Raw genomic sequence first — 25,682 nt, forward strand, 5'->3', positions numbered from 1 at the left:
GTTCTTTTGAGCCGAAACAACAATGGGATGAGCAAGTCGCGAAGTCTAGCCGATACCGTCTATCAGGAGCTGCTGAGCAGGATTGTTGCCGGCACCTATCCTGAGAATACCAAGCTGCCGACCGAAGCCGAGTTGGCAGAGGATCTGGGTGCATCGCGTCCGGTGGTCAGGGCTGCCATTGCCCGGCTCAGGGAGAGTGACCTGGTTGCCTCCCGGCGCGGATCAGGGAGCTTTGTTCTCAAGCGTCCAAACGAGGCGGCGGCTCATTTTGCTCCCATTGAATCCATTGCGGATATTCAACGCTATTTCGAATATCGGATCATGCTGGAAGGGGAGGCTGCCTATCTGGCAGCCGAACGGGCCAGCGATCGCGATATCGAGAAAATGACCGTTGAAGTCAAGCGCATGGATGAAGCACTCGAGACCAACGAAGATGTGGTCGAAGGGGACTTTCGCTTTCACCTGGCAATCTGTGAGGCAACCGACAATTATTTCCTTGTCAGTTCCTTCCAATTCCTGGCGGATGCCATGCATCAATCGATGAATCTGGCACACAATCTGACCTTGCGCGGCAAACGCTCAAGGCAGGCTGTCGTTCATCAAGAGCATCATCGCATCTTTCTTGCCATCCGCAACCGGGAACGGAATGCCGCGCGTGTCCACATGCAGATGCATCTGCGAAACGCACGGCACAGAATCTTTAAAGGCCCGTCTTCGTAATCCAACGAAGGCGCGCTGTGGGCGCCTTGGCGCCATATTTTCAGGTATAGCCATGAACAACAAAGTCACGTCCGACAAATCCAGCGCCACATGGGTTGGCATCGACTGGGGAACCACCAACATCCGCGCCTATCTGCTTGATGCCTCGGCCCGGATCCTCGACAAGCACACACTTGCCCGGCACATCAAGGACTGCAACGACGACGGCTGGACAACGGTCTACCAGACGCTCATCGAAGGCTGGAACGTCACCGACGAAACGCCCGTGATCATCTGCGGCATGGCAGGCAGCAAGTTCGGCTGGGTCGAGGCACCCTATGCCTCCTGTCCTGCGGGGGTAAGCGATCTGGTCGCCAAGGCTGTACACCCGGATGACATCGAGAATATCATGATCCTGCCGGGACTATGCTGCAAGGATGATCGCGGCAACCATGATGTGATCCGGGGTGAAGAGACCCAGCTTCTGGGACTGTTCGAGCAATCCTCCCTGATCACGCGCCTGATCTGTGCCCCGGGCACCCACACCAAGTGGATCAGCGCGGACAATTACACCGTTCGGAACTTCCACACCACGATGACGGGGGAACTGTTCGGCCTTTTGACAGAGCACAGCATTCTTGCCCAGAGCATCGCCAAAAGTTCGTCCAGCGCGGTTGGTGCCAAATTCGAAGATGGGGTTCGCATGGCAGCCGAGGGCGGCGGACTGCTGGCCGATATCTTCAAGGTGCGGGCGAACAGCCTGTTCAACGAGCTGAACCCAGAAGATGCGGGCGACTTTCTCTCTGGCATTCTTGTCGGCACCGATGTCTTCCAAGAGGTCTCCAGTCTGGATCATGGTCTCGTGTCCGTGCCGCTCATCGGCCCCAAACCGCTGTCGGAGCGGTATGCCAGAGCGCTCAGCCACTTCGGCATTGAGGGCATCGTTCTGGATGCGGAAGAACTGACGATTGCGGGCCTTGCCAGTGTTGCCCGCCAGATGGGTATTGTGGAGACGTCTCATGTTGCATGACTCTAGTGATCGGCACTCTGATGATCGCCTCGGGGCGGCCCTTGCCAAGTGTCCGGTTGTGGCCATCCTGCGCGGGCTGGAACCGGAGCGCGCTATCGAGGTCGGCGAGGCCCTGTTCGATGCGGGCATCCGTATCATGGAGGTTCCGGCCAACTCGCCCGATCCCTTCGGCAGCATCGCTCAGATGGCGAAACACTTTGCCGATCGGGCCGTGGTTGGGGCCGGCACGATCCTGACCATGGATCATGTCGCCAAGGTCAAGGCAGCAGGTGGACAGGTTGTCGTCAGCCCGAACATGAACGCGGACGTGATCCGCGCAACCAAGGCGATGGGCATGTACGCCCTGCCCGGTTGCTTCACCGCTACCGAGGCTTTTGCCGCTCTGGATGCGGGCGCCGATGGGCTGAAACTGTTTCCCGGTGAGGCGTTCACACCGGCCATGATCAAGGCGCTGCGCGCGGTGCTGCCTCCCCAGTCACGTGTGCTCGTGGTTGGCGGCATCGGAGCGGACAACATGAGCGCCTTCACCGAAGCGGGAGCCAATGGCTTTGGCATCGGTTCATGGCTGTTCAAACCCGGGCGTCCGACAGAAGAGATCGCCGAGCGCGCCCGGCAGGTTGTTGCTGCATGCCAGAATACTTAGCCTCAATCCGGTCTGAAGGGCTGGATCCGATGGCTTTTGCACTAGTCTTTTGGAGGGGGGCATTTTTGCCCCCCTCTTCTTTTGCCAGCGCAGAAATGCCTCGTACAGCAGGATGTAACCTGCTTGCGCGTGCAACAAGGCGCACCAGCGGACATCTTGAAGCCTTATGGATACTGTGTTTTCGGCCAGTTTCCCGTTATGATTGATAGGGTAACGAAGCGCGACAACTGTAAATTCCGACTTACCCATCAAAGCGCATCACTGCCAAGTTGTTGCAACCAAAAGCCTTCGCACGAGGTGCCAGTGCTTTTTGCCATGAAAGCAGCAGCATCGTCCATTTACGATCCCCAATAAGTCATACTTAATAAATATGGAGATGAAATGTTTCATAGGGAGGAAAACATGAAACTTAGCTCAATCCTGCTCGCCAGTGCTATTTTCTTTGCACCGGCAACGGTCTTTGCTGCCGACAAAACTGTCGGTTTCTCGCAGATCGGTTCAGAATCCGGCTGGCGCGCAGCCGAAACCACCGTCACCAAACAACAGGCTGAAGAACGCGGCGTGAACCTCAAGTTCGCCGACGCTCAGCAGAAACAGGAAAACCAGATCAAAGCGATCCGTGGTTTCATCGCTCAGGGCGTTGACGCGATCCTGCTCGCTCCTGTTGTGGCAACCGGTTGGGACTCTGTGCTTGAAGAAGCAAAAGACGCTGAAATCCCCGTCATCCTGCTTGACCGCACCGTTGACGCGCCGGAAGATCTTTACATGACGGCCGTCACCTCTGACCTTGTCCACGAAGGCGAAGTCGCTGGTAATTGGCTTCAGGACGAAGTCGATGGCAAAGACTGCAACATCGTAGAGCTTCAGGGCACGACCGGGTCTTCCCCTGCAATCGATCGCAAAAAAGGCTTCGAACAGGGCATCGCCGATGCTTCGAACCTTAAGATCATCCGCAGCCAGACCGGTGACTTCACCCGCGCTCAGGGTAAAGTCGTTATGGAAAGCTTCCTGAAAGCTGAAGGCGCTGAAAATATCTGCGCACTTTATGCCCATAACGATGACATGGCCGTTGGCGCCATTCAGGCAATCAAGGAAGCCGGTGCGAAACCTGGCGAAGACATCCTGGTTGTCTCCATTGACTCCGTGCCTGATATTCATCTGGCAATGGACGCAGGCGAAGCCAACGCAACCGTCGAATTGACCCCGAATATGGCTGGTCCGGCGTTTGATGTTCTGGAAGCATACTGGAAAGATGGCACCGTGCCTCCGAAATGGATCCAGACCGAATCCAAACTCTACACGCTGGAAGACGACAACAAAGCGATCTACGAAACCAAGAAAAGCCTTGGCTACTGATCTCTGACGAAATGATGTGGCGAGCGGTATGATGCTGCTCGCCACAGCCTCTTTCGCTGTCACCCAATCGACGTCAGCTTCCAGGATCAGACAATGACCATCGAGAATGGACCGGTGCTGCAGGCAACCGGTATATCCAAATTTTTCCCCGGTGCAATCGCACTGGATGACGTATCCCTGTCGCTTCATGCCGGAGAGGTCCATGCTCTTCTGGGCGAAAATGGCGCAGGCAAATCCACCCTGATCAAATGTCTGACCGGAGCTTACAAGCGAGATGCTGGCACAATTCTGCTGGATGGCGCGGAGATTAACCCCCGCGACCCGCAGAGCAGCCTCGCCTGCGGCATTGGCACTGTTTATCAGGAAGTCAACTTGCTGCCCAATCTGACGGTTGCCGAAAACCTCTTTCTGGGCTGGCAGCCCACGCGCTACGGCATGCTCGACAACCGCGAAATGCTAAGACGCAGCCGTGAAGTGCTTCATGAATTCGGCCTCGACATTGATCCATCCCTGCTTCTGTCGAGCTACTCCATTGCAATTCAGCAAGTGGTCGCGATCGCGCGCGCCGTGGAATTGGCAGGCAAGGTTCTCATCCTTGATGAACCAACGGCCAGCCTCGACCGCGAAGAGATCGAGCTTCTTTTCTCGGTGATCCGCAAATTGACCGATCGTGGTCTGGCGGTTGTCTTCATCACCCATTTTCTGGATCAGGTTTTCGAAATCTCGGATCGCGCCACGGTGTTGCGTAACGGCCGCATGGTCGGCACGCGTCTGCTAAGCGAAGTATCCCAGACCGAAATCATCACCATGATGCTAGGCCGTCAGCTCGCGGCCGCCAAACAGGAGCGCGCCAAGGCTGAACATGGCCCTTCCCTTCTCAAGCTCGAAAATTATGGTCGTCGCGGCACCATCGAACCGTTCGATCTGGATCTTCACGAGGGTGAGGTTATCGGCCTTGCGGGGCTTCTGGGCTCGGGACGCAGCGAAACCGCCCATGTGATTTTCGGCGACATTGTCGCCGATCGCGGCAAGGCGAGCTTGCGCGGTAAGTCTATCAAACTTGATAACCCACGTTCGGCCATTCGTCATGGCATCGGACTTTGTCCGGAGGACAGGAAGACAGACGGGATCGTTGGCGACCTTTCGGTGCGCGAGAATATCATCCTGTCGCTACAAGCCCGACGCGGCTGGAGCAGACCGATCCCGCGTGCCAAGGCTGAACAAATCGCGGAAGACTATGTCAAACGCCTCGACATCCGTCTCGCAAGCCTTGATATGCCGATCCGGCTTCTGTCCGGCGGCAATCAGCAAAAGGCCCTGCTTGCGCGGTGGCTGGCAACCGAGCCTGACATTCTGATCCTCGACGAGCCGACCCGCGGCATCGACGTCGGGGCCCATGCCGAAATCATCGAACTGATCCAGTCATTGCAGGCCCACGGCATGGCATTGATTGTTGCCTCCTCCGAGCTGGAAGAATTGATGGCTTACTCGAGCCGGATTGTCGTCCTGCGCGACAGGCGTCAGGTCAGAGAACTCAAGGGCGATGAGATTTCCGTCGATTCCATCGTTAAATCCATTGCAGATGAGGAGGCCAGGCAATGATTTCTGACACCTTCCGCCGTATCGCACCTCAGCTTGTCATTCTGGCAACTGTCCTGCTGCTCAACTTTATTGTCTTTCCCGGCTTCTTCTCCATCGAATTCCAGAATGGCCGTCTGTTCGGCAACCTCATCGATGTGCTGAACCGCGGCGCTCCAACCGCTCTTCTGGCCATCGGCATGACGCTGATTATCGCAACAAAAGGCATTGACCTGTCGGTTGGTGCCGTGATGGCCATTGCCGGCGCGGTTGCGGCAAGCGTGGTCTCCGATGGCAACCATTGGATTGTCGCCCTGATGGCCGCACTGGCGGCAGGCCTTGCCTGCGGCCTCTGGAACGGGGTGCTGGTTTCGATTTTTCGCATTCAGCCAATCGTTGCGACCCTTGTTCTGATGGTCGCCGGACGCGGGGTTGCCCAGCTCATCACGGAGGGGCGGATCCTTACCTTTTTGGATCCCGGCCTGATTTTTCTCGGCGCGGGCACGATTTTTGGCCTTGCAACGCCGATTGTCATCTGGATCTGCATTGGCGCACTCGTCACTCTGGTGGTTCGGCGCACGGCCCTTGGCATGCTGATTGAATCCATCGGTATCAACGAGAAATCCTCACGCCTTGCCGGTATCAACAGCCATGTGCTGCTTATCTCGGTTTATCTGGTGTCCGGGATTTGCGCCGCGCTGGCCGGGGTCGTGGTTGCCGCCGACATCAAGGGGGCTGATGCCAACAACGCCGGGCTATGGATGGAGCTTGATGCCATCCTTGCCGTGGTTGTCGGGGGCACCTCTTTGCTTGGCGGTCGCTTCTCGATCATCGCTTCGCTGCTGGGCGCCCTGATCATCCAGTCTGTCAATTCGGTCATCCTGCTGTCCGGCATGCCGCCCGAATTCAACCTGGTCATCAAGGCCCTGCTTATCATTTGCATTCTCTTCATCCAGTCTCCGTCCGTTCGTCATGCAATCTATCTGTTCCGGGCGAGCTCTGGACCGCAGAACGACGACGCGGTCGTTGGTGACAAGCGCGTCGCAAAGGAAAATCTGTCATGATCCACTCTCCCCGTTTCCCGCTCTACATGACGATTGCGACATTCTTCATCGCGTTTCTTCTTTGCATCTCGCAATATCCCAACATGCTGTCGACGCGTGTTATCGCCAACCTACTGACTGACAACGCCTTTCTTGGCATCACAGCGGTTGGAATGACCTTTGTCATCCTCTCGGGCGGGATCGACCTGTCCGTAGGATCGGTGATCGCTTTCACTGGAGTGTTCCTTGCGGTGATCCTCCGTGATACCTCCATACATCCCCTCGCTGCATTCGCGCTGGTGCTGGCGATCACCATTGCCTTCGGGGCTGCGATCGGTGCCATCGTGCATTATCTGGATATGCCCGCGTTCATTGTCACATTGGCCGGCATGTTCCTCATGCGAGGCTTGGCCTATGTGCTTTCAACGGACTCGGTGCCTGTTGCCCACGAATTCTACGATGTTCTGCAGAATATCTACTGGAAAGCGCCGGGCGGCGGTCGGTTCCGGTTTATTGGCGGCTTGATGCTGCTTGTCTTCATCGGCGCCATGATGGTTCTGCACCGGACACGGTTCGGCAAGAATGTCTATGCCCTTGGCGGCGGCATCCAAGCGGCCCAGTTGATGGGGGTTCCCATTGCCCGCACGACAATCCTGATTTATGCCACTTCTGGTGGCTTGGCAGGTCTGGCTGGAATTGTATACTCCCTTTACACGTCTGCTGGCTATTCGCTCGCCACGGTAGGGGTTGAACTGGACGCCATCGCTGCGGTGGTGATCGGGGGCACCCTTCTGTCGGGAGGAACCGGATTTGTCGCCGGCACGTTCTTCGGGATTTTGATCATGGGCCTGATACAGACCTACATCGTGTTTGACGGAACATTGTCGAGTTGGTGGACCAAGATCGTCATCGGCATCCTGCTGTTCACGTTCATTATGCTGCAAAAGGGTCTGGGTTGGGCAACGACGGCACGAAAACGACAGGCAACAGAGTTCGCGACTTAATCATGAGCCTATCCACTGCCGGAGATTTGTCCCAGCAGGCCTTCAACAACACATCCAAGGTGGTCGAGCAACTCGGCATGGCCATCGTGTCGGGGGACTATGCGGAACGGACGATGATTCCGCTTGACCCCGATCTTGAAGAAATGTTTGGCGTCTCGCGGACAGTGGTTCGAGAAGCGAAGAAAACGCTCGTGGGCAAGGGCCTTGTCCAGTCAAAGGCCAAGGTTGGGACGCGGGTGCGCCCCAGCTCCGACTGGAACATGTTTGACGCAGACGTGCTGCGCTGGCATGCCGCCCTTCGCAAGCCCGGTCCTTTCCTTGAAGAATTGTTCGAGATCCGGTTGTTGCTCGAGCCTGCGGCGGCCGCATTGGTCGCCGCCCGCGCATCAAACGCCGATTATCTCAGGCTCAACAGCCATTGCGAATTCATGGCCACGGCCAGCGACTCCCTGACTTACGCTGCCGCCAACATCGAATTCCACACATCGATCCTGCACATGTCAGGCAATCGCTTTCTTTCCTCGCTTGGCGACATGGTGCAGGCGGCGCTCTTCTCTGTCTATCGCAGAGGGATCGACCAGTCCGATGCGGATCTGCTGCCCAGCGAAAACAGGGAGGTGGTGGAAGACTATCGCGCGATTGTCGAAGCCGTTCGGACCGGCGATGCCCTGCGAGCCGAACAGCTGATGGCCAAACTCATTCAACGCGCCCAGTCCGGCATATTCTAGGCCACAGTTTCTAGGCTACAGTCTCTTGGGCCCTCATCAACCGGTGATCCGGCCAACACGGCCAACCAGCACCGCCATCAGCCTTTGATAGAGCTCTGCGCCGAGCACGGCGTCCTCGATGCCGTAATCCACGCTGGGATTGTCGTTAATCTCGATGATGCTCGGACCCGATGCCGTCTCCTTGATATCGACGCCATAAAACCCGTTGCCAATCAATCGCGTGCCCTTGAGTGCAACATCGATCACAGCTCCGGGCACGGCGTCGATCGGCACGGTCTCGGAGTCGCCCGACTGCACCGACCCATCCTGTTCATATTCATAGATCTTCCAGTTGCCGTTCACCATGTAGTATTTGCAGGCATAAAGCGGCTTGCCATCAAGCACACCGATCCGCCAGTCAAAATCGGTGGGCAAATATTCCTGGATCATCAACAGGTCCGTGTCACGGAACAGCCCCTTTGACAGATCCTTGAATTCCTTGGCTCCGGACACCTTGTGCACCCCGCGCGAAAAGCAGCCATCGGGGATCTTGACGATGCCGGGAAATTCTAGCATTTCCGCCAGTTCCCTGAGGCGCGGCTTGTCGTAGATGACGGTGCGCGGTGTCAGAATGCGGTTCGATTTCGAAAGTTCGGCAAGGTAGATCTTGTTGGTGCAGCATAGAATGGAATGGGGGTCATCGATGACCGGCATTCCCTCGCTGCGCGCCCGCTTGGCAAATCGGTAGGTATGATGGTTGAGGGCCGTTGTCTCACGGATGAACAGAGCGTCGAATTCAAGCAGTCGGCCATAGTCCCTCGCGCCAATCACCTCGGCACGCGCACCAACATGATCGGCCGCTTCGACGAAACTCTGCAAGGCCTTCGCGTCACTTGGGGGGCTCTCCTCCTCCGGGTTTGCCAGAATGGCCACAAGGGCGGATGGCTGTTTACGGACGGCGGGCCTAGGCAGACTGCCCTTGAGAAATGCTTTCAGAGCAACGAGGAATTGCTGCATCGCCTCCTCACCAAGACGATGGATCGCAACAGCCTCGATATCGCGGACCCGTACCGCAGGGGCCTGCTGGATGTTGATACGCAGGATCGGGCATCGAAACAGGTCAAACGCCTCGCGGGCCATTGTGCGGAACCGCTTGTCCGTGGTTCTGCCAAAATAGATCTCGATGGAGGCTGGACAGTCTTCGCCCTGACGCTGAGCCAGAAGATCCTGAAGGCGGAGCCGGGCGTTCTTGTGAATGCGTTTCCAGTTGATGTCGAGAAGGGCATCCGCTTCGGGCAGGGAGCGCTCCTTGCGCGCATCTGCAAGCAGGCTGCAATAATAGCCAAGCGACAAAGGCTCGTAGGAGCGCGAAAGATTGATGACACGTCGCCCCGGCACACCATATTCGAGCGCCAGATAATCGCGTACGGTCATGACACGACTGCCATCGGGCACGGCAGCCAGATCGGATAACCGATCGACAAGAATGATCGGCAGACGGGTGCGGCTGGCAGGAACCGAACCACTGGGCATGTTGTCCAGCACCTGCACGAGGCGCACCCCATCCGCACCGTCCTCATAATAGGCCACCAACTCGGCTTCGCGTTCAAACCCATGCTTTTGATAAAGAGAGATGGCGCGTTCATTGTCCTTGCGCACTTCGAGGGACAGACTGGAACAGCCATTCTCCCGTGCGATGGCCTCTGCCCCACCAATCAATTGGGCTCCGATGCCCCGCCCTCGCGCCTCTGGTTCGACGGCCAGCGAATAGATGCGTGCGACGCTGGACCCAAGACGCAGCAGAACCGCCGCATAACCCAGCAGCTGGTCATGGTCATCAACCGCCACAAGAAGGCGCGAGCTGTCGGTTTTGATGAACGACTTGAAGGAGCGCCTGCTGATCCTGTCGGTTTGAAAACACTTGGCTTCAAGTGCGAGAAGTTGGGTAACATCATCCGCCTGAGCGGTACGAATAAGAATTGGCTGGAGAAGCTGAGCGGTCATGATCGGCTGCCTGCTAAGAGTGGGTTCCAATCTCGTATCCGCTTGTTGCGGCAGGATGCCGAGCAATCTGGTGCTATACACCTCAACCGTGTTGGCGCAAACAAAAATCTTCGTCAGAGAATGGCAAAAAGCTGCGGCATTGCGACTTATACAAGGCAAAATTCCGCCTTGCGTTTTTTGGCATTGTCGCAAGCTGGCAAACGGCTTATTGGCCTCATCCGGAACAGATCGACACGCTCTATTCTGGCGCCTCGATAGCCTGTTCAGTTTCTTTGGAGAAAACCAATGCGCAAGGCTTTGTTGCCACTTCTGGCGGCAGGGATGACCCTGCTTGCTTCCCATGCGTATGCCGATAGTTACACCGGTGTTTACAATGGATTCGACTATGAATCCTCAATGTTGATCCTGGACGAAGAAAAGTTGTTTCTGGTGCCTGAGGAAATTGATTTGCCGGATATGGAACCAGGAGACGTCGTGACCGTTGAATACGAAGATCAAGACGATATCTTGCTCGTCAACTCGGTCACCTTGTCTCAATAATCACTCTGTGCGACAGTGTCGCTTTGTTGGCACTGTCGCTTTTTCAGATTTACGAACCACCTATTTTTTAAAAGTATTGCCATGTCCCGCAGTCTGCTTTCGATCGCCTCCCTGCTTTTGGGATCCGCCTTTCTGTTTTTCGCCGGGGGTCTGACTGGCGTCCTGTTGCCAGTGCGCGGGGGGATGGAAGGCTTTTCCAGTTTTTCGCTCGGCCTGCTGGGAACGGGCTGGGCCATCGGTCATATTTCAGGCTGCCTGTTCGTTCCCAAGATCGTTGTGCGCACCGGACATATTCGCGCCTTCAGCGTCATGGCCGCGATTGCCTGCCTGTCGGTGATGGCATCGTCTCTGGCGATTTTTCCCTTAGCCTGGATCATTCTCAGGGCCATGGCCGGATTTGCCTTTGCTGGCGCTGCGATGATTGTCGAGAGCTGGCTGGTTGAACGCACCGAGACCGAAACCCGTGGCATGATCTTTGGCTCCTACGCAATGGTCAACCTGTTCGCTTCGACGATCGGCCAGATGGTCATTGCGGTCGGGTCGGCAGAGAGCTTTCATCTCTTCACCCTTGCTGCCATCTTCTATGTGATTGCGCTTCTTCCCACCGCGCTGACCAAATCCCCGGCCCCGGCCCCCCTCGCGCAAGTCAAGCTTGACGTCAAGGGCCTGTGGCGAAACTCCCCCATCGCTGTTGTCGCCGTCATTCTGACGGGCGTATCGCAAGGCAGCTTCGGGACGCTCGCTGCTGTCTATGGCAAGGATATCGGATTGGATCTGACCAGTGTGGCGCTGTTTGTCAGCGCCTCGATTCTGGCCGGGGCTGTGGCGCAGATACCGGTGGGGTATCTGTCCGACCGAATGGACCGACGCCTTGTCGTCGTCGGCATTGCTCTGGTCGCCATCGGTGCGGACTTCTATTTCCTCCTGGATGCGCCAGATGGACCGATGACCGCAGTTATTCACTCGGCCATTTTCGGGTCGGCCATCTTTGCCTTCTATCCGGTTCTTGTGGCCCACGCCAACGACCATGCCAGTGGATCAGACGGGATGCAGATCAGTGGCGGGCTCCTGCTGCTGTTCGGCATTGGCTCGATGTTCGGGCCCTTTGCCGGTGGTATCCTGATGTCGATGTTCGGCCCTGCGGGCCTGTTCTACTCAACCACTGTGCCGCACGTGATGATCCTTGCGTTCGCGATCTGGCGTATGACACAGCGCACGGCGGTGGAAGAAGACGACAAGACGGCCTTCGTTCCCATCGCTCCCATGCGGACGCGAACGCCGCAAACCATTGTTCTTGGCGATGATGAACTGACCGAGGAATACTCCGAAGACATTGCCATCTGATCCACATCGCCAACGAAACAGGGACGCAACCGATTAACGATCACGTCCCTGCTGTCAGTCTTGCTCAAAGTCCAGAACCGCCGCGGGGAAACCGGCCTGTTCTTCAGGCAAGATAGGCATCAAGCGCCGCCTCGATGCCGTCTTCGTGGATCATGGACATCCAATTGCAAAAGGCTTTGTTGAACCGAACATTATCGGCAAGATCGCCATAGAGCTGGCGCATCTCGAGCCATGCTGCCGGGTTGGTCCGGGTCTTTTCAGCCACAGGCAGAAGATCGTCCCACAGAGGATCGTTGGGGGCGATCGTGCTTCCGTCGGACCGCGTTCCGAGGCAATAGCGCGCCCAGAAAGCGGAAGCCAGCGCCAGCCCATCTATCGAGCCACCGGTAGCAAGCGCATCCTTGATTGATGGCAAGAGGAAGCCGGAATGGCGGGATGAGCCATCAAAGGCGACCCGGCGCGTGGTGTCGACAATCTCGGGGTTGGAGAAGCGTCGGTCGATCAGCGCCTGATAGTCGACCGGGTCAAACTCGGGCACCGCATGCACGTAGGGTACGATTTCCTCGGATTCCACCTTCTCGAAAAACGCATGAATCTTGGGATGCGCCATGCAGCCCGATATGGTTTCGACACAGAGCAATTCACCAATGTCCGAAATGACCTGATGGCCGCCATTCAAGATGCGGATCTTCATGGTCTCATAATCATGCACCCGGTCGGACAAGGTCGCGCCTGCCTTTTCCCATTGTGGACGCCCGGCACAGAAATTGTCCTCGATCACCCATTGGCGGAAGCGTTCATGGGTCACCGGCACCTGATCTTCGATGCCGAATTCAGCCGCAAAGGCCAGCTCGCGCGGACCGGATGCCGGAACGATGCAGTCGACCATGGAATTGGGGAAGGTGCAGTTGCTGTCGATCCAGTCCGCCAGGTCCGGATCGGAGAGCCGCGCAAGAGAGACGAGCGTCTGATGCAGGATGTTGCCATTGCCCTGAAGGTTGTCGCAGGACTGGCAGGTGAAGGCGCCAATGCCCCGATCCCGTCTGAGCTTGAGGGCTGCGACCATGGCCCCAAAGGCGGTGCGCGGACGATCCGGATTGGCCGCGTCATAGCGAATATCGGGATGGTTTTCATCAAACCCCTTGGTGGCGAGATCAATATAATAGCCGCCTTCGGTGACGGTCAGAGCGACGATGCGAATGGCCGGATCTGCCATCTGTTCGATCAACGGACCGTTGCCCTCCTCAATGGGGACATAGTCGATCATAGACCCGACGATTTCAGCGGATCGCGCTTCGGGATCGAGCTCTATCAGCGTGGTGAGATAATCCTGCGCTTTCATCTTTGCGCGCATTTTCTCGTCATAGGGACGAACGCCCGCACCGATGATTGCCCAGTCGTGATCAAGGCCCTGCTCGAACAGGCGATTGAGATACCAGGATTGGTGTGCGCGATGAAAATTGCCCAGCCCTATATGGACGATCCCCGGTGTCAGTGTCGTTCGGTCATAGGTTGGCCTTGCAACAGTTTCCGGCACTTCGTTCAAGGTTGCGTTCGACAACAGAATTCCCATGACGGGCCTCGCTTTTGTTCTGCTCGCCCTGCCAGCAGGCAAGGATATGTGGGACCTTCAGGCACAACTTCACCAGCCCGGTCCGAGACATGTCTCGAGCCGATTGCTTCTTGCGACAGCTGTCGCCTGAGGATTTCATGACCGGGTCAGAGATCGCTTTGATCAGAGAACCCGATCGGGTCAAAGGTTTTGAACCCAGGCAAAGCCGGGTTCGGCATTCAGTTTGCGCCCGTCGCCAGTGTGGAGACGGACGCAATCAATCTTTATCCGTCGATCCGATCTCCGTTGGCATCGAACTTGTGCAGGTTCGCCATCTGGGGAGAGAGATAGATCTTGTCGCCATGATGCAGAGACACTTCGCCCCCGGCCCTGATGGTCAGGGGTTCGGCAAATCCTTCCACGCTGACGTGGAAGAAGGTGTCCGAGCCCAGATGTTCGGAGACACCGACGGTTCCTTCCCAATCACCAGACGTCGTTGAGATATCTATGTGTTCGGGCCGGATTCCGATGGTACCCGCGTTGTGTTTCGAGGCTTCGGGGCCGCTGATCAGGTTCATTTTCGGCGAGCCGATGAAGCCGGCAACGAAGGCGTTGCGCGGCGTGCGATAGAGTTCCAGCGGACTGCCAACCTGTTCGATGAAACCGGCCTGCAGAACCACGATTTTGTCGGCCATGGTCATGGCCTCGACCTGATCGTGGGTCACATAGACCATGGTGGTGGCCAGACGTTTGTGAAGCTCGGAGATTTCCAGCCGCATGCCGACACGCAAGGCCGCATCCAGGTTGGACAGAGGCTCGTCGAAGAGGAAGGCGGACGGTTCGCGGACAATCGCCCGGCCGATGGCAACACGTTGGCGCTGCCCACCTGAAAGCTGGCCGGGTCTGCGGTCAAGATAGTCGGTGAGGTTCAGCACCTTTGCGGCCTCATTGACCCGCCGATCCTGTTCGCTCTTTTCCAGCCCCGCCATCCGCAACGGAAAGGCGATGTTCTTGCGCACCGACATGTGCGGATAAAGCGCATAGGACTGAAAGACCATCGCAAGTCCACGTTTGGCCGGAGGCACTTCGGTTGCGTCCGTGCCGTCAATGCGGATCTCTCCTCCCGAGACATCCTCAAGACCGGCAATGAGGCGCAGCAAGGTCGATTTGCCACAACCGGACGGGCCGACGAAAACCACAAACTCTCCGTCTTCAATGGTCAGATCCAGTGGCGGAATGACTTCAACATCGCCGAAGGACTTCCGCACCTTATCGAGTGTAATACGTCCCATTTGATACACCTATTTCACTGCGCCGAAGGTCAGGCCCCGGACAAGTTGTTTCTGTGAGAACCAGCCCATGATGAGAATGGGAGCGATGGCCATCGTGCTTGCTGCGCTCAATTTGGCGTAGAACAACCCTTCCGGCGACGAATAGCTGGCAATGAAGGCCGTCAGCGGCGCTGCCTTGGCGGCGGTCAGGTTGAGGGTCCAGAATGCCTCGTTCCAGGCAAGAATGATGTTGAGCAACACCGTAGATGCAATGCCGGGCACCGCCATGGGCGTCAGCACATAGAGGATTTCCGAGCGCAAAGTTGCGCCATCCATCCGGGCAGCCTCAAGGATTTCGCCAGGGATTTCCTTGAAGTAGGTGTAAAGCATCCAGATGATGATCGGCAGGTTGATCAGCATCAGCACCACGACGAGACCGATGCGGGTGTCGAGCAGGCCGAAATCCCGGAAGATGAGATAGATCGGGACCAGCACACCAACCGGCGGCAGCATCTTGGTGGAGAGCATCCACATCAGGACATCCTTGGTGCGCTTACCCGGCACGAAGGCCATGGCCCAGGCTGCGGGAACCGCGATCAGAAGTCCCAGGAACGTCGATCCAACCGACAGGATGACCGAGTTCATGAAGTGCCTGAAGTAGTTCGAGCGCTCCTGAACGGTGACGTAATTCTCCAACGTCCAGTCGAAGTTCAGGAACAAAGGCGGATCGGCAATGGCCTGCGCTTCTGTCTTGAAGCTGGTCAGCACCGTCCAGAGGATCGGAAAGAAGATTGCAATGCCGATCAGCCATGCCACGACAGTGACCAGATATTTGCGAGATTTGTTGACTCTGCGTGACATGATCAAGTCTCCAGATTCTTGCCGATCATCCGCATCAGAAAGATCGCAACGATGTTGGCAAGGATAATGGCAACCACACCCCCGGCAGACCCGCCACCAACGTCAAACTGAAGCAGTGACTGGACGTAAATGAGATAGGTCAGGTTGGTCGAAGCGTTGCCCGGTCCACCATTGGTGGTCACGAGGATCTCGGCAAAGACCGACAGAAGGAAGATTGTCTGAATGAGAATGACCACCGTGATGGCACGCGACAGATGGGGCAGCATGATGTGCCAGAAGCGGGAGCCCCAGCTGGCCCCATCCATTTCGGCGGCTTCGAGCTGTTCCTGATCAAGCGACTGCATGGCGGTCAGAAGGATCAGCGTCGCAAAAGGCAGCCATTGCCAACTGACAATGCCAATGATCGAGGCAAGCGGCGCTTGCGAGAGAAAGTCGAACGGCTCGAAGCCCAGATAGGTGGCGAGATAGGCAAACAGCCCATTCACCGGGTTCATGAACATGTTCTTCCAGACAAGCGCGTTGACCGTCGGCATGACGAAGAACGGAGCAATGACCAGAATGCGAACAATGCCCTGACCGAAGAGGGGCTGATCGAGCAGCAGCGCAAGCCCTACTCCGCCCACGACGGTGACAATCAAAACGCCCAGCACCAAGGCCAAGGTGTTCCAGAGAGCCGCAAAGAAGGCGGGATCGGTGAGAAAGAATTTATAGTTTGTGAAGCCCGCCCATTCTTCCATTCCCGGCATCAAGAGATTGTAGCGCAAAAAGGAAAAATAGAGCGTCATCGACAAGGGTACGATCATCCAGCCGAGCAGCAACAATACCGCGGGGGAAATCATAAGCCTCGCCGCCACTTTCGAATGCTTCGTGGCCATCGCTTTGTCCTGACAGGTTTGGGGTGCGTTCGTGAAAATCCGGAAAGCGGGCCAGTCACGCCTAATGAGACCGGCCCACCCCGGGAGGGCGCAGGATTACTTGATGTAACCGGCTTTCATCATTTCACGCTCGGTCAGGTTTTGTGCAGCTTCAAGGGCCTGATCAGCGCTGATTTGACCGGCAAGCGCTGCGGCGAGCTGCTGTCCGACAGCCGTGCCAAGACCCTGGAATTCAGGAATGGCCACGAACTGCACGCCGACATAAGGAACCGGATCGATGGTTGGTTCTTTCGGGTTGGCGCTGTTGATGCTGTCCAGCGTCATTTGCGCAAACGGAACCTTCTGATATTCCGGGTTCTCATAAAGAGACGTCCGGGTTCCAGGAGGCACGTTGGCCCAACCTTCCTTGGAAGCGACCAACTCGAGATATTCCTTCGACGTTGCCCATTCGACGAACGCTTTGGCGGCTTCTTCCTTCTGAGTGCCGGCCGGGATACCAAGGTTCCATGCCCACAGCCAGTTGCCACGCTTACCAAGACCATTGTCCGGTGCCAGCGCAAAACCGACCTTGTCGGCAACGGTGGAATCATCGGGGTTGGTCACGAAGGATGCAGCCACGGTTGCGTCGATCCACATGCCGCATTTGCCCTGCTGGAACAGTGCAAGGTTTTCGTTGAAGCCGTTGCCCGATGCGCCCGGAGGGCCAAAGTTGTTCATCAGGTCGAGATAGAAGTTAAGCGTCGTCTTCCACTCTTTGGTGTCGAACTGAGGATTCCAGTCCATATCAAACCAACGCGCGCCGAACGAGTTGGACATGGCGGTCAGGAAGGCCATGTTCTCGCCCCAGCCGGCTTTGCCACGCAGGCAGACACCGAACACACCGGCATCCTTGTCGGTCATGGCTTCGGCGGCTTTCTTGATGAAGTCCCAAGTCGGGGCTTTTGGCATTTCCATGCCTGCCTTTTCCATCAGGTCGGTGCGGTACATAACCATGGAGCTTTCGCCATAGAACGGGGCAGCGTAAAGCTCGCCGTCGATGGTCAGGCCTTCGCGAATGGCGGGCAGAAGATCGTCGACATCATAGCTTTCAGGCAGGTCATTGAGGCTGACAAGCCAATCGCGGTCACCCCAGATCGGAACCTCATAGGTACCGATGGTCATCACGTCGAACTGTCCACCCTTGGTGGCAATGTCCTGCGTGACACGCTGGCGAAGAACGTTCTCTTCGAGTGTAACCCACTCGACCTTGATGTCGGGATGTTTGGCGTAGAAGTCATCCATCAGACCCTGCATGCGGATCATGTCGCCGTTGTTCACGGTAGCGATGGTGATGGTTTCTTCAGCAAACGCTGAAGTTGCAAGCACAGAGATAGCGCAGGCGCTCAAAAGAGCGCTGACAGTATGTTTCATAATTTCCTCCCAAGAATTGAGCATTTGCTCAACCAATGGGCAAATAATCACACTGAAGCATGGTTACTGTCAAGACAACATTTTGCGACAACACGCAAAAGTGGTGCTAAACTCAGATTATCGTATTTTTATCTGATAGTTAGAAGATGACGTGCCGTGTGTTCATCTGTGACCAAACTGCTAAGCAATTGCCCTGATAGTGCGCCTGTGAGGGCGTCCAACTTGTTGTCACCCCCTGCGATGCACAGCACCGGTGTGCCGTTGATCGGCAGCTTGGTGCCGACAATTCGCTCGTTATATTCGTGGTCGAGAAATTTCCCGTTCTGGTCGAAAACCCGTCCGCAGATTTCCCCCGCGGCCCCTGATCGGCGCAGATCCGTCAGTTCCTCATGGGTGACAAAACCGTCGAGATAGAGGGGGGCGGTTTCGGACATCTGACCCATTCCCACGATTGCCATATCGGCGCTTTCGGCAATGTTTCGCGTCAGCTTCACATAGGGCAGCGAATGATAGATTTCCCGTTCTTCGGTCGTCTTGGCTATCATCGGTGCGGCCATGGGATAGAATTTGGAGGCCGTCTTTTCCGCCAGACTGAAAATGGCTTCATAGAGCGTCGCAGAGGCGTCCGGTGCCACATTGCCGATCAGCGATACAAGCTTGTGGCGGGAGCCGTCGATCTGCTGCATGTGTTGGACCGTGGTGCGCAGGGTTCGTCCCGTGCCGATGGCAAAACAGCGCGCCTGTTCCGTCTCGAACAGAGCCTCAACAACCGGAGCTGCATAGCGGGTCAGCCCGTTGACCGCATCCGACGCACGCCCAACGCTTGGCGACACCCAGGTATGATCAAGGCCGAATTTCTGTTTCAGTGCACGCTCGAGTTCAAGGCAATCGGCAATCTTGTGATCGATCCGGACATGGATGAGCCCCTCGGATGTGGCTCGCGCCACCAATCGCTGGGCGCGCTGTCGGGAGATGCCCAACTCTCGGGCGATCTGATCCTGCGTCAGGCCACCAACAAACGACAGCCACGCTGCCCGTGCTGCAAGGTCTAGAGAGGATTGTTCACCATCCTGTTCGGCGCGTCCGACCATGAGAAAGGTCCTTTTCCTAGCATGTGCGGCAGCTTGGCCACGCGCGAGACAATGTCAACCGGCTGCGCAGCCGTCCTGCTCCACTGAGCCATCATGTTTCTTTTTTGGCGCCCATTCAACCCTTGGCAAGATGGGGCGCGGTTTCCCGGAAAAGCTCCGGAGCCATTTGAAAGAATTCGCGAAATCCCGCAAGACGTCGATGCGCATGCCCTCTGGATCCCGCGTTGCTTTCCCGTCCCTTGAGATGGCTGCCTCCGGTGAAGTGCCACACCTCCATCCCGGCTGCAAGCCCCGCCTCGATCCCGGCACGGGAATCCTCGATCACCAGACATTCGGCCGGTTCAGCATCGTACTTTTTGGCTGCATGCAAAAACAGGTCCGGCGCCGGCTTGCCGCGGCTGACTTCCGAGGCTGTGGAAATTCGTCCCGCAAAAGAGTCTGTCATGCCCGTCAGGTAGAGCGATTTGCGCACCCGCTCCGGGCTTGAACTTGTCGCAAGACAATAGGGGACGGCAAGGCGATCGACCACTTCCTTGATGCCGGGCATAACCTTGAGATCACGCTCAAAGGCTGAAAGCAGACGCCTGCGATAGTCGGCCTCGAAATTATCGGGCAGGGTTATGCCGAAATCCTTGCGAATCTGTTTGAGAACAATGGGATAGCTGCGCCCCAAAAAATGCCTGGCGACATAATCCAGATTGAGCTCAACATCATGCAGATGCAGCTCTTCGATGAGCATTCTGGCCGAAATGATCTCGCTATCGATCACGACGCCGTCGCAATCGAATATAATCAGCTTGCGCATATCCGCACTTTCTTTCGTTTTTTGCCGCGTCCCGACAAGGACACGCTGACATACTGATGTGTTAGGATATTTCGCTGCGCTCAGCAATCGCACCGGTATGATTTCATGTGCGTTTCCTCGCGCGCATGTCACTGTCGAGGTGAATGTCTGCAAACGCGAAGCCTGCATTCCGGTCCCGTCGCTTGAGACGGCATAAGCGCTAATATGGCCAAAGAGTATCGATGTCAAAAGCCGAAGCATTGCCCCGGCTTTTTGTTTGCAGTTTTGCAATTTTGATCAGATCGTGACCAGATGGTTGTCCCAGTTGCAGGGGTGGGACTGCCGCCATGCTTCGCGTTTGACATCGGACTTGCTGACAATGCCCGTGCCGCTGGTCAGGTAGATCTCGTCGTGATACATCGCGACGCCGCAAACGTCGGCTTCCTTGATGGTGCTGACATGCTTGCCGGTGCTGGCGTCATAAATATACAGGACGCTGCCACGCGGAGAGGTCACCGCGACGAGCTGTTTCTTTGCCGAATAGGCGACACTCCCCAGATATCCCTGAAGTCGGCCGTGCGCAGCAAGCCCGGTTTCCATGAGGCGGGGCTTGCCGCCGATGCTGTGCAACCCCAATAGCTCGGGGCTCTCATGGATATCCCCCTGCCACTGCATGGCAAAGGCGACAACGCCGTCCTCGCCGACGCTGAGGTGCCGGATCGAGTTCTTGTGCATGTCATGCGGCAGGGACATCTGGTCAACGATCTCGCCGTCCAGACTGACATAACTGAGGTTCGGTTCCATGGTGGAGATGTTGAGCTTGGCCCGGTCGCTGTCAGGGTGGGTCTCTATGCCGCCGTTGGCGATCACCAGATGGGTGCGATCCGGCATCAGTTTGATGTCATGCGGACCAAGGCCACCGGAGGAAAATTCGCCAATGCGCTCATAAGTGTCCCCGACCTTCCAGATGCCGATGACACCCTTGATAGACTCAAAGTCGTTTTCCGATGTGAAAAGATGGCGGCCATCAGCGGAAAAGGCGCCATGGCCATAGAAATGTCGGCCTTTGGGCGCTTCGAGAATCTGCCGTGTCTTGCCAGCGGCACAATCAATCACAAGGGCGAAATTGCCCGGCCGGCGGGCAAAGGCAACCGCTTGGGGGCGCTCAGGGTGGGCCGCGGCGGCATGGCCCCTACCGGGCAATGGGATATCGAAGCGCACCTGACCGTTACCGGCCAATCCCGACAGGGCATAGGAGCCGTCGGGCTTGCGCGCAGCAGCCAGAAAGGCGGGACTGCCAGCATCGGCCCATGTCACGCTCGGACAGAGGCCAAAGGCAAACATGCCCGCGAGAAAAGAACGCCGATCCGTCATGTCAGTCTCCGTCCGCTGAATTGAAGCCCGCCGTGATACCAAGCCTCGGCGCGAGATCCTCGGCGAGCTGAAGGCTGATCTGGCCGATGGCCGTCTGAAGCGCCTCGACGCGAATGCGTCCCTGCACGGTGCTGACACCCTCAAATGCCGGATCGTCAAGGTCGCGGGCCAGTTTGATGGCGCGCTCGAAGCGATGATCAATGGCGGTATTGCCATGGGACAACAGCGCAGCAAGCTCCCGATTGGCTTCAAGGGACAGGACGACATGATGCAGTGACCGGCCAGAGCGTCTGGCTTCGGCGCGTCTGGGGCGGGGACGGTCAAACGTCCCCATGGGCCTGCCAAGACGCGACCGGGTCGTGAATTCAAGCCCACTTGTCAGCGCGGTGTAAAGCTGGCGAGCGGCCTCGGTCTTGCTTCGGTAGGTCTCGTTGTCAGCCAAGACCATCGTGTCGGCATAGCCGCCTTTCCAGTCTGCAAGGATCGCTTGTGTATTGGCAGCGATATCCTCGGTGATGACAGTGACGAGGTCGCAATAATGCGCACCCGGGTCCTCAGTAAACCGTTTGTCATACAGCAGGAATTCCAGCGCATAGAAGCCTCTGCCCGCAATCGATACGGTTTGGAATTTCTCCAGATCATGGATCACCGGATCATCACCGCTCAGAAGGCTCGACAGTGTCTTGGGGGTAAAGCCCTTGCTGTCAGGCCAGAAGGCCAGAGCATAGGCGCGATCATCCTGCTCTGCTGGACCGAACCGCAAGTGGCTGACCGAAATCCATGCATCGAAGGCCTCATTGTAGGCCGCCTTCAGGGCCTTCATGTCCGAACCACAGGTTCGGCTGGCGACCTTTTGGAGTGTCTCGGAGCGATCAGCCAGACGTTGATAGCCGGGCAGGATGTGAGCTTCGACGATCTTTTTGAGATCGGGTTTCAACTCCTGCGCAACGAGGCTCTGCGAGCCAAGGGGAGCTGCGATAAGGAGGACAAAAGCAAATAGCCGGTGTTTCATGCCTTAAAGACTCTCCAGAAAGCGGATGAGGGCGGCGCGGTCCTCGGGATCGAGCGCGACGACGGACTGCTTGTGCGTCTCGGCCTCGCCGCCATGCCACAACACAGCTTCGAGCAAAGACCGGGCCCGCCCGTCATGCAGGAAATAGGTGTGACCGGAAACCTGCTTCGTCATCCCGACGCCCCAGAGAGGTGCCGTGCGCCACTCGGTGCCGCTCGCCCGGGCTTCGGGTCGATTGTCGGCCAATCCCTCCCCCATATCATGCAACAGAAGGTCCGAATAGGGCCAGATCAGCTGAAAACTCTGGGCGGGCTGGTCCTTGAGACGGTGGGTTACATAATTTGGTTTGTGACAGGCAACGCAGCCAATATCGTAGAATAGTTCCTTGCCCTTGAGCACCTCAGGGTCGCCGACATCGCGCCGGGCCGGGACGGCAAGGTTGCGGCTGTAGAAGGCGACGAGGTCAAGACCCGTGTCATCGATCTCGAATTCCCGTTCATCCCCGTCGCCGTGGGGTGCCAGACGGCAGTCAGTTTGCGCCTCGGTGCATTCGCCCCAAGGGAAGGGGTTGAGGGAGTTGGAGATGCCTATGTCGCCAGCAAAGGCGCCTGCGGACTGGTGCTTGACTGTGGGAGCGCCTGCCTTCAGTCCGAACCGGCCCAGCATGGGCTGGTCGAATTCGGTTGACCAGACGATGTTGGGACGTCCAGAAATACCGTCCCCGTCAGCATCGTCCGGATCTGCACCCGCCAGAATGTCCTTGGCCGGAATCGCTTCGATGAGGCCAAGGCCGATCATCTGGGGGGCAACCCGCGGGCTGAGCATGGCGCCTGAGTGAAGCGGGCCATAGCCAAGATCGGCGGCGGTGTAGGTGGGCTTGCGCAAGGAGGCTGTTTCGCCTCCATTCAACGCAACCTTGATCTCCTCATAATCGATCTTCAGGCGATATTCTGCCGGATGGCCCGGAATGCCGAAATCTTGCATCTGGGTGCCGTAGGTGGGATCGGGGAATGTCGCGTGATAGCCCGGTATCTCGTCTTGAAGCGGGTGGTGCTCGCCCGGGATCGAGATACGCAGGAACATGGAAACTGCGCTGTCCTCGGCGCTTTCCGGTGGGTGGCCGCGCCCGTCCTTGATGTGGCAGCGCTGACATGACCGCGCGTTGTAGATCGGCCCGAGGCCGTCGGACGCCTTGGTGGAGGATGGAGAACTGACCCAGAGTTTCTTGAACAATCCGTTGCCGACCTTGAAGCGCAATTCGCCGTCATAGCCGATGTTGGCGGAGGATTGCGAAAAGGCATCCTTGTTGCGACGGGCGCGCACGGTTGCAGCGCCTGCGGACTTGGCCTCGAATTTCTGCGGCTTGTCGAACTCGGTCGGCAGTTCGGTTACCCGCTTGATGCGTGCAGCCTCCTCCTCGGTTCTGGGGACAATGTCAAGATGGACATCATCGAGATGAAGATCGCCGATCTGCGGGTCCGCCAGAGCGCTGGACACAAGCAGGAAGAAAAAGGGCAGGGAAACAAGACGGGTCATGAGAATGGTCAGCTCACATGGTGTGCTCTTCCGGCGCGGATTGGTAAGTCCGCTGGGAATGCACAACACCTTTAAACGCACGAAAGCCTTCGTGATCGGGCGATCAGGAAGACCGATGAAGAAGAAAGGGCACGGCAGTGATTGCCGTGCCCTGAAGTGGTTTATTCGAACACTGCGTTCGGATTGTCGAGGCTGTCGGAGCCTTCGAACTTGATGGTGTCGAGTTGAAGGGCTGCGGCAACCCGTTCGATGCTCTTGGTCTGATCGATCAGAGCGTTGACACCGCCCATGATCAGCGCTTCACCGCCCTCGTTACCACGCTCGAGCATCTGGTCGTAGCTGAAGCCCGCTTCTGCGGAACTCTTGATGCGGCCAAGCTTCATCATGGTGGTGGAGAGCTTCTGTTTCATTTCGGCATCAAGGTCGCTGTCCGACGCTGCAACGAGATCGGACAGGGACGGGCCGGAAACGACCGAACCATCGATGCGCACATAGTCGCCAAGATAGGCGCTCTGGATGCCCAGACCATCATAGTAATGGCTGTTGTGGGTGTTATCAGAGAAGCAATCATGCTCTTCTTCTGGATCATTGAGCATCAGGCCAAGGCGCATGCGCTCACCGGCCTGCTCGCCATAGGACAGAGAGCCCATGCCGGTGACAATGGCGATGATGCCTGCCGGTTCATTGTCCATAAGGGTCTTGCGCGCGTCGCCTTCCTCGCCCCACTGGGCAGCCATCCATTCAAGATCGGATACAAGAAGTTCGGTCGCGGCCTTGAGATAGGCGGCGCGGCGATCGCAATTGCCGCCGGTGCAGGCATCACCCTTGGCATAGTCCGTCCAGGGACGCTCGCCGGCACCATGATCATGACCATGAAGATCCTGACCCCAGAGCAGAAATTCGATAGCGTGATAGCCGGTGGCGACGTTTGCCTCGATGCCATCGGCCTCGTGCAGGGTTTCTGCAAGCAAGGTTGGCGTGATTTCGGTCGCGTCGATTTCGGTGCCCGAAAGGGTGAATTTCGGCGTCGCAATCACGTTGAGCGCGGCATATTCGTTCTCGTCGGTCGGACCACCATAGCCGGTATCGACATAATCGATCAGGCCTTCATCAAGCGGCCATGCGTTGACCTTGCCTTCCCAGTCGTCGACGATGGCGTTGCCAAAGCGATAGACCTCGGTCTGCTGGTAGGGAACCCGCGACATGAGCCACGCTTCCTTGGCTGCCTGCAGCGCCTGAGCCGACGGCGTCTCGATGAGCGCATTGATGCTGTCTTGCAGCGTCTTTGCGCTTGTCAGGCTGTCTTCGTATTTTGCTTCGGCAATATTCGCGTAAGTATCCAGAACAGCGGCCTTGCTGGTCTCGGCTTCAGCCAGACCAGTGCCACCGAGTAGCATTGTCAATGAAAATGCAGCAATATAGCGTCCGTTCATCACGTCGCGCTTCCCCTCTTTGATCGTTTTCATACCATGCCGGCGTGGTTCTTCTTGCCGCATGGCGGTAGGATCGATAAATTCTGTCGCACCGGGACAAAAGGCCCGATGGTGGCTGAGCCAAGCCACGCGTTAAAACCTGACTAAATAATTCATATTTGTAAAGTTGAAAATGAAACTCAGCTATATCGCTGTTGAGAACTGATCGCAACAGAAGCTTTTCGTCGCGTGTCTTCACGCCAACTCTCTTGCCCTCAAGCGATTGTAATAAAACAAATAATACTTTTCCAATCGCCATCGATTTCTGATGTCCGGTCGAGATCCTCATCGCATTTGGCCGCCACTGGATGCTCGTTCGGAAACAAAGCGCCCTTTATCGGGGTGTCTTGTTGTGGTGCACCGTCGACCTCAACGTGCAATGCCCGACAAGCCTCGCCTTTTGTGATCTAGATTAAAGCCGGGTCATCCAAACTCTGCTACGGGTTTTCCCCAAAGACATAGTTCCATGCAACCGTCACGAACCTTTGGCCAGAAC

At 57.0% G+C, this 25,682-nt stretch carries 23 protein-coding genes; 11 read left to right on the forward strand and 12 right to left on the reverse strand.

The window, feature by feature from the left end; all coding sequences use genetic code 11:
• The first annotated feature begins 27 nt into the window (after positions 1-27).
• The 8 genes from CPH65_RS00595 (at position 28) to CPH65_RS00630 (ending at position 8,081) form a co-directional block, all read left to right on the forward strand.
• Complete coding sequence (locus CPH65_RS00595) at positions 28-720, forward strand: FadR/GntR family transcriptional regulator (protein WP_172891427.1); 693 nt, start codon at positions 28-30, stop codon at positions 718-720.
• 52 nt (positions 721-772) lie between these two features.
• Positions 773-1,729: a 2-dehydro-3-deoxygalactonokinase gene (locus CPH65_RS00600; RefSeq protein WP_157747424.1), complete on the forward strand. Its 957-nt coding sequence runs from the start codon at positions 773-775 to the stop codon at positions 1,727-1,729.
• Entirely contained in the window at positions 1,719-2,372 is a 654-nt protein-coding gene (locus CPH65_RS00605) for a 2-dehydro-3-deoxy-6-phosphogalactonate aldolase (RefSeq protein ID WP_096171669.1), read from the forward strand. Before CPH65_RS00600 ends, CPH65_RS00605 begins: the two co-directional genes overlap by 11 nt.
• Before the next feature lie 402 nt (positions 2,373-2,774).
• Positions 2,775-3,728, forward strand: a complete 954-nt coding sequence (gene ytfQ, locus CPH65_RS00610) for a galactofuranose ABC transporter, galactofuranose-binding protein YtfQ (protein ID WP_096171670.1) — start codon at positions 2,775-2,777, stop codon at positions 3,726-3,728.
• 93 nt (positions 3,729-3,821) lie between these two features.
• On the forward strand, positions 3,822-5,330 hold the full coding sequence (locus CPH65_RS00615) for a sugar ABC transporter ATP-binding protein (protein ID WP_096171671.1): 1,509 nt from the start codon (positions 3,822-3,824) through the stop codon (positions 5,328-5,330).
• Positions 5,327-6,370: an ABC transporter permease gene (locus tag CPH65_RS00620; RefSeq protein ID WP_096171672.1), complete on the forward strand. Its 1,044-nt coding sequence runs from the start codon at positions 5,327-5,329 to the stop codon at positions 6,368-6,370. The genes CPH65_RS00615 and CPH65_RS00620 overlap by 4 nt, the downstream gene beginning before the upstream one ends.
• Positions 6,370-7,353, forward strand: a complete 984-nt coding sequence (gene yjfF / locus CPH65_RS00625; protein ID WP_172891576.1) for a galactofuranose ABC transporter, permease protein YjfF — start codon at positions 6,370-6,372, stop codon at positions 7,351-7,353. Before CPH65_RS00620 ends, yjfF begins: the two co-directional genes overlap by 1 nt.
• A gap of 2 nt (positions 7,354-7,355) precedes the next feature.
• Complete coding sequence (locus CPH65_RS00630) at positions 7,356-8,081, forward strand: FadR/GntR family transcriptional regulator (RefSeq protein WP_096171674.1); 726 nt, start codon at positions 7,356-7,358, stop codon at positions 8,079-8,081.
• A gap of 36 nt (positions 8,082-8,117) precedes the next feature.
• Here CPH65_RS00630 and CPH65_RS00635 read toward each other — a convergent pair whose 3' ends face one another.
• Complete coding sequence (locus CPH65_RS00635; protein ID WP_244574681.1) at positions 8,118-9,962, reverse strand: GNAT family N-acetyltransferase; 1,845 nt, start codon at positions 9,960-9,962, stop codon at positions 8,118-8,120.
• On the opposite strand from CPH65_RS00635, the gene CPH65_RS24405 reads away from it, so the two are divergent.
• The 3 genes from CPH65_RS24405 (at position 9,891) to CPH65_RS00645 (ending at position 11,948) form a co-directional block, all read left to right on the forward strand.
• Entirely contained in the window at positions 9,891-10,322 is a 432-nt protein-coding gene (locus CPH65_RS24405; protein ID WP_244574683.1) for a hypothetical protein, read from the forward strand. The genes CPH65_RS00635 and CPH65_RS24405 overlap by 72 nt on opposite strands.
• A gap of 27 nt (positions 10,323-10,349) precedes the next feature.
• Positions 10,350-10,604, forward strand: a complete 255-nt coding sequence (locus CPH65_RS00640) for a hypothetical protein (protein ID WP_096171676.1) — start codon at positions 10,350-10,352, stop codon at positions 10,602-10,604.
• An 81-nt stretch (positions 10,605-10,685) separates the two neighbouring features.
• On the forward strand, positions 10,686-11,948 hold the full coding sequence (locus tag CPH65_RS00645; protein WP_096171677.1) for an MFS transporter: 1,263 nt from the start codon (positions 10,686-10,688) through the stop codon (positions 11,946-11,948).
• Positions 11,949-12,051: 103 nt separating this feature from the next.
• On the opposite strand, the gene CPH65_RS00650 is transcribed toward CPH65_RS00645, so the two are convergent.
• The 11 genes from CPH65_RS00650 to CPH65_RS00700 all read right to left on the reverse strand — a co-directional run bounded on the left by CPH65_RS00650 (position 12,052) and on the right by CPH65_RS00700 (position 25,147).
• Positions 12,052-13,521 (reverse strand): mannitol dehydrogenase family protein, encoded by a 1,470-nt coding sequence (locus CPH65_RS00650; RefSeq protein WP_096171678.1) that lies wholly within the window; start codon positions 13,519-13,521, stop codon positions 12,052-12,054.
• A gap of 263 nt (positions 13,522-13,784) precedes the next feature.
• Entirely contained in the window at positions 13,785-14,792 is a 1,008-nt protein-coding gene (locus CPH65_RS00655; RefSeq protein ID WP_096171679.1) for an ABC transporter ATP-binding protein, read from the reverse strand.
• Positions 14,793-14,801: 9 nt separating this feature from the next.
• On the reverse strand, positions 14,802-15,632 hold the full coding sequence (locus CPH65_RS00660) for a carbohydrate ABC transporter permease (RefSeq protein ID WP_096171680.1): 831 nt from the start codon (positions 15,630-15,632) through the stop codon (positions 14,802-14,804).
• Positions 15,633-15,634: 2 nt separating this feature from the next.
• Positions 15,635-16,507, reverse strand: a complete 873-nt coding sequence (locus tag CPH65_RS00665) for a carbohydrate ABC transporter permease (protein WP_096171681.1) — start codon at positions 16,505-16,507, stop codon at positions 15,635-15,637.
• A gap of 96 nt (positions 16,508-16,603) precedes the next feature.
• Positions 16,604-17,917 (reverse strand): sugar ABC transporter substrate-binding protein, encoded by a 1,314-nt coding sequence (locus tag CPH65_RS00670; protein WP_096171682.1) that lies wholly within the window; start codon positions 17,915-17,917, stop codon positions 16,604-16,606.
• Between the two features lie 128 nt (positions 17,918-18,045).
• Positions 18,046-19,008 (reverse strand): sugar-binding transcriptional regulator, encoded by a 963-nt coding sequence (locus tag CPH65_RS00675; RefSeq protein ID WP_096171683.1) that lies wholly within the window; start codon positions 19,006-19,008, stop codon positions 18,046-18,048.
• 115 nt (positions 19,009-19,123) lie between these two features.
• Positions 19,124-19,813, reverse strand: coding sequence for an HAD family hydrolase (locus CPH65_RS00680; RefSeq protein WP_096171684.1), 690 nt, complete (start codon positions 19,811-19,813; stop codon positions 19,124-19,126).
• Positions 19,814-20,089: 276 nt separating this feature from the next.
• Positions 20,090-21,166, reverse strand: a complete 1,077-nt coding sequence (locus CPH65_RS00685) for a DUF1513 domain-containing protein (RefSeq protein ID WP_096171685.1) — start codon at positions 21,164-21,166, stop codon at positions 20,090-20,092.
• 1 nt (position 21,167) lies between these two features.
• Positions 21,168-22,178, reverse strand: a complete 1,011-nt coding sequence (locus CPH65_RS00690; protein ID WP_096171686.1) for an imelysin family protein — start codon at positions 22,176-22,178, stop codon at positions 21,168-21,170.
• A 3-nt stretch (positions 22,179-22,181) separates the two neighbouring features.
• Positions 22,182-23,714, reverse strand: a complete 1,533-nt coding sequence (locus CPH65_RS00695; RefSeq protein ID WP_096171687.1) for a di-heme oxidoredictase family protein — start codon at positions 23,712-23,714, stop codon at positions 22,182-22,184.
• Positions 23,715-23,875: 161 nt separating this feature from the next.
• Positions 23,876-25,147 carry an imelysin family protein gene (locus CPH65_RS00700; protein WP_197704017.1) on the reverse strand — a complete coding sequence of 424 codons (1,272 nt, stop codon included), beginning with the start codon at positions 25,145-25,147 and terminating at the stop codon, positions 23,876-23,878.
• Between the last annotated feature and the right edge of the window lie 535 nt (positions 25,148-25,682).

The sequence above is a fragment of the Cohaesibacter sp. ES.047 genome, assembly GCF_900215505.1.
GTDB lineage: Bacteria > Pseudomonadota > Alphaproteobacteria > Rhizobiales > Cohaesibacteraceae > Cohaesibacter.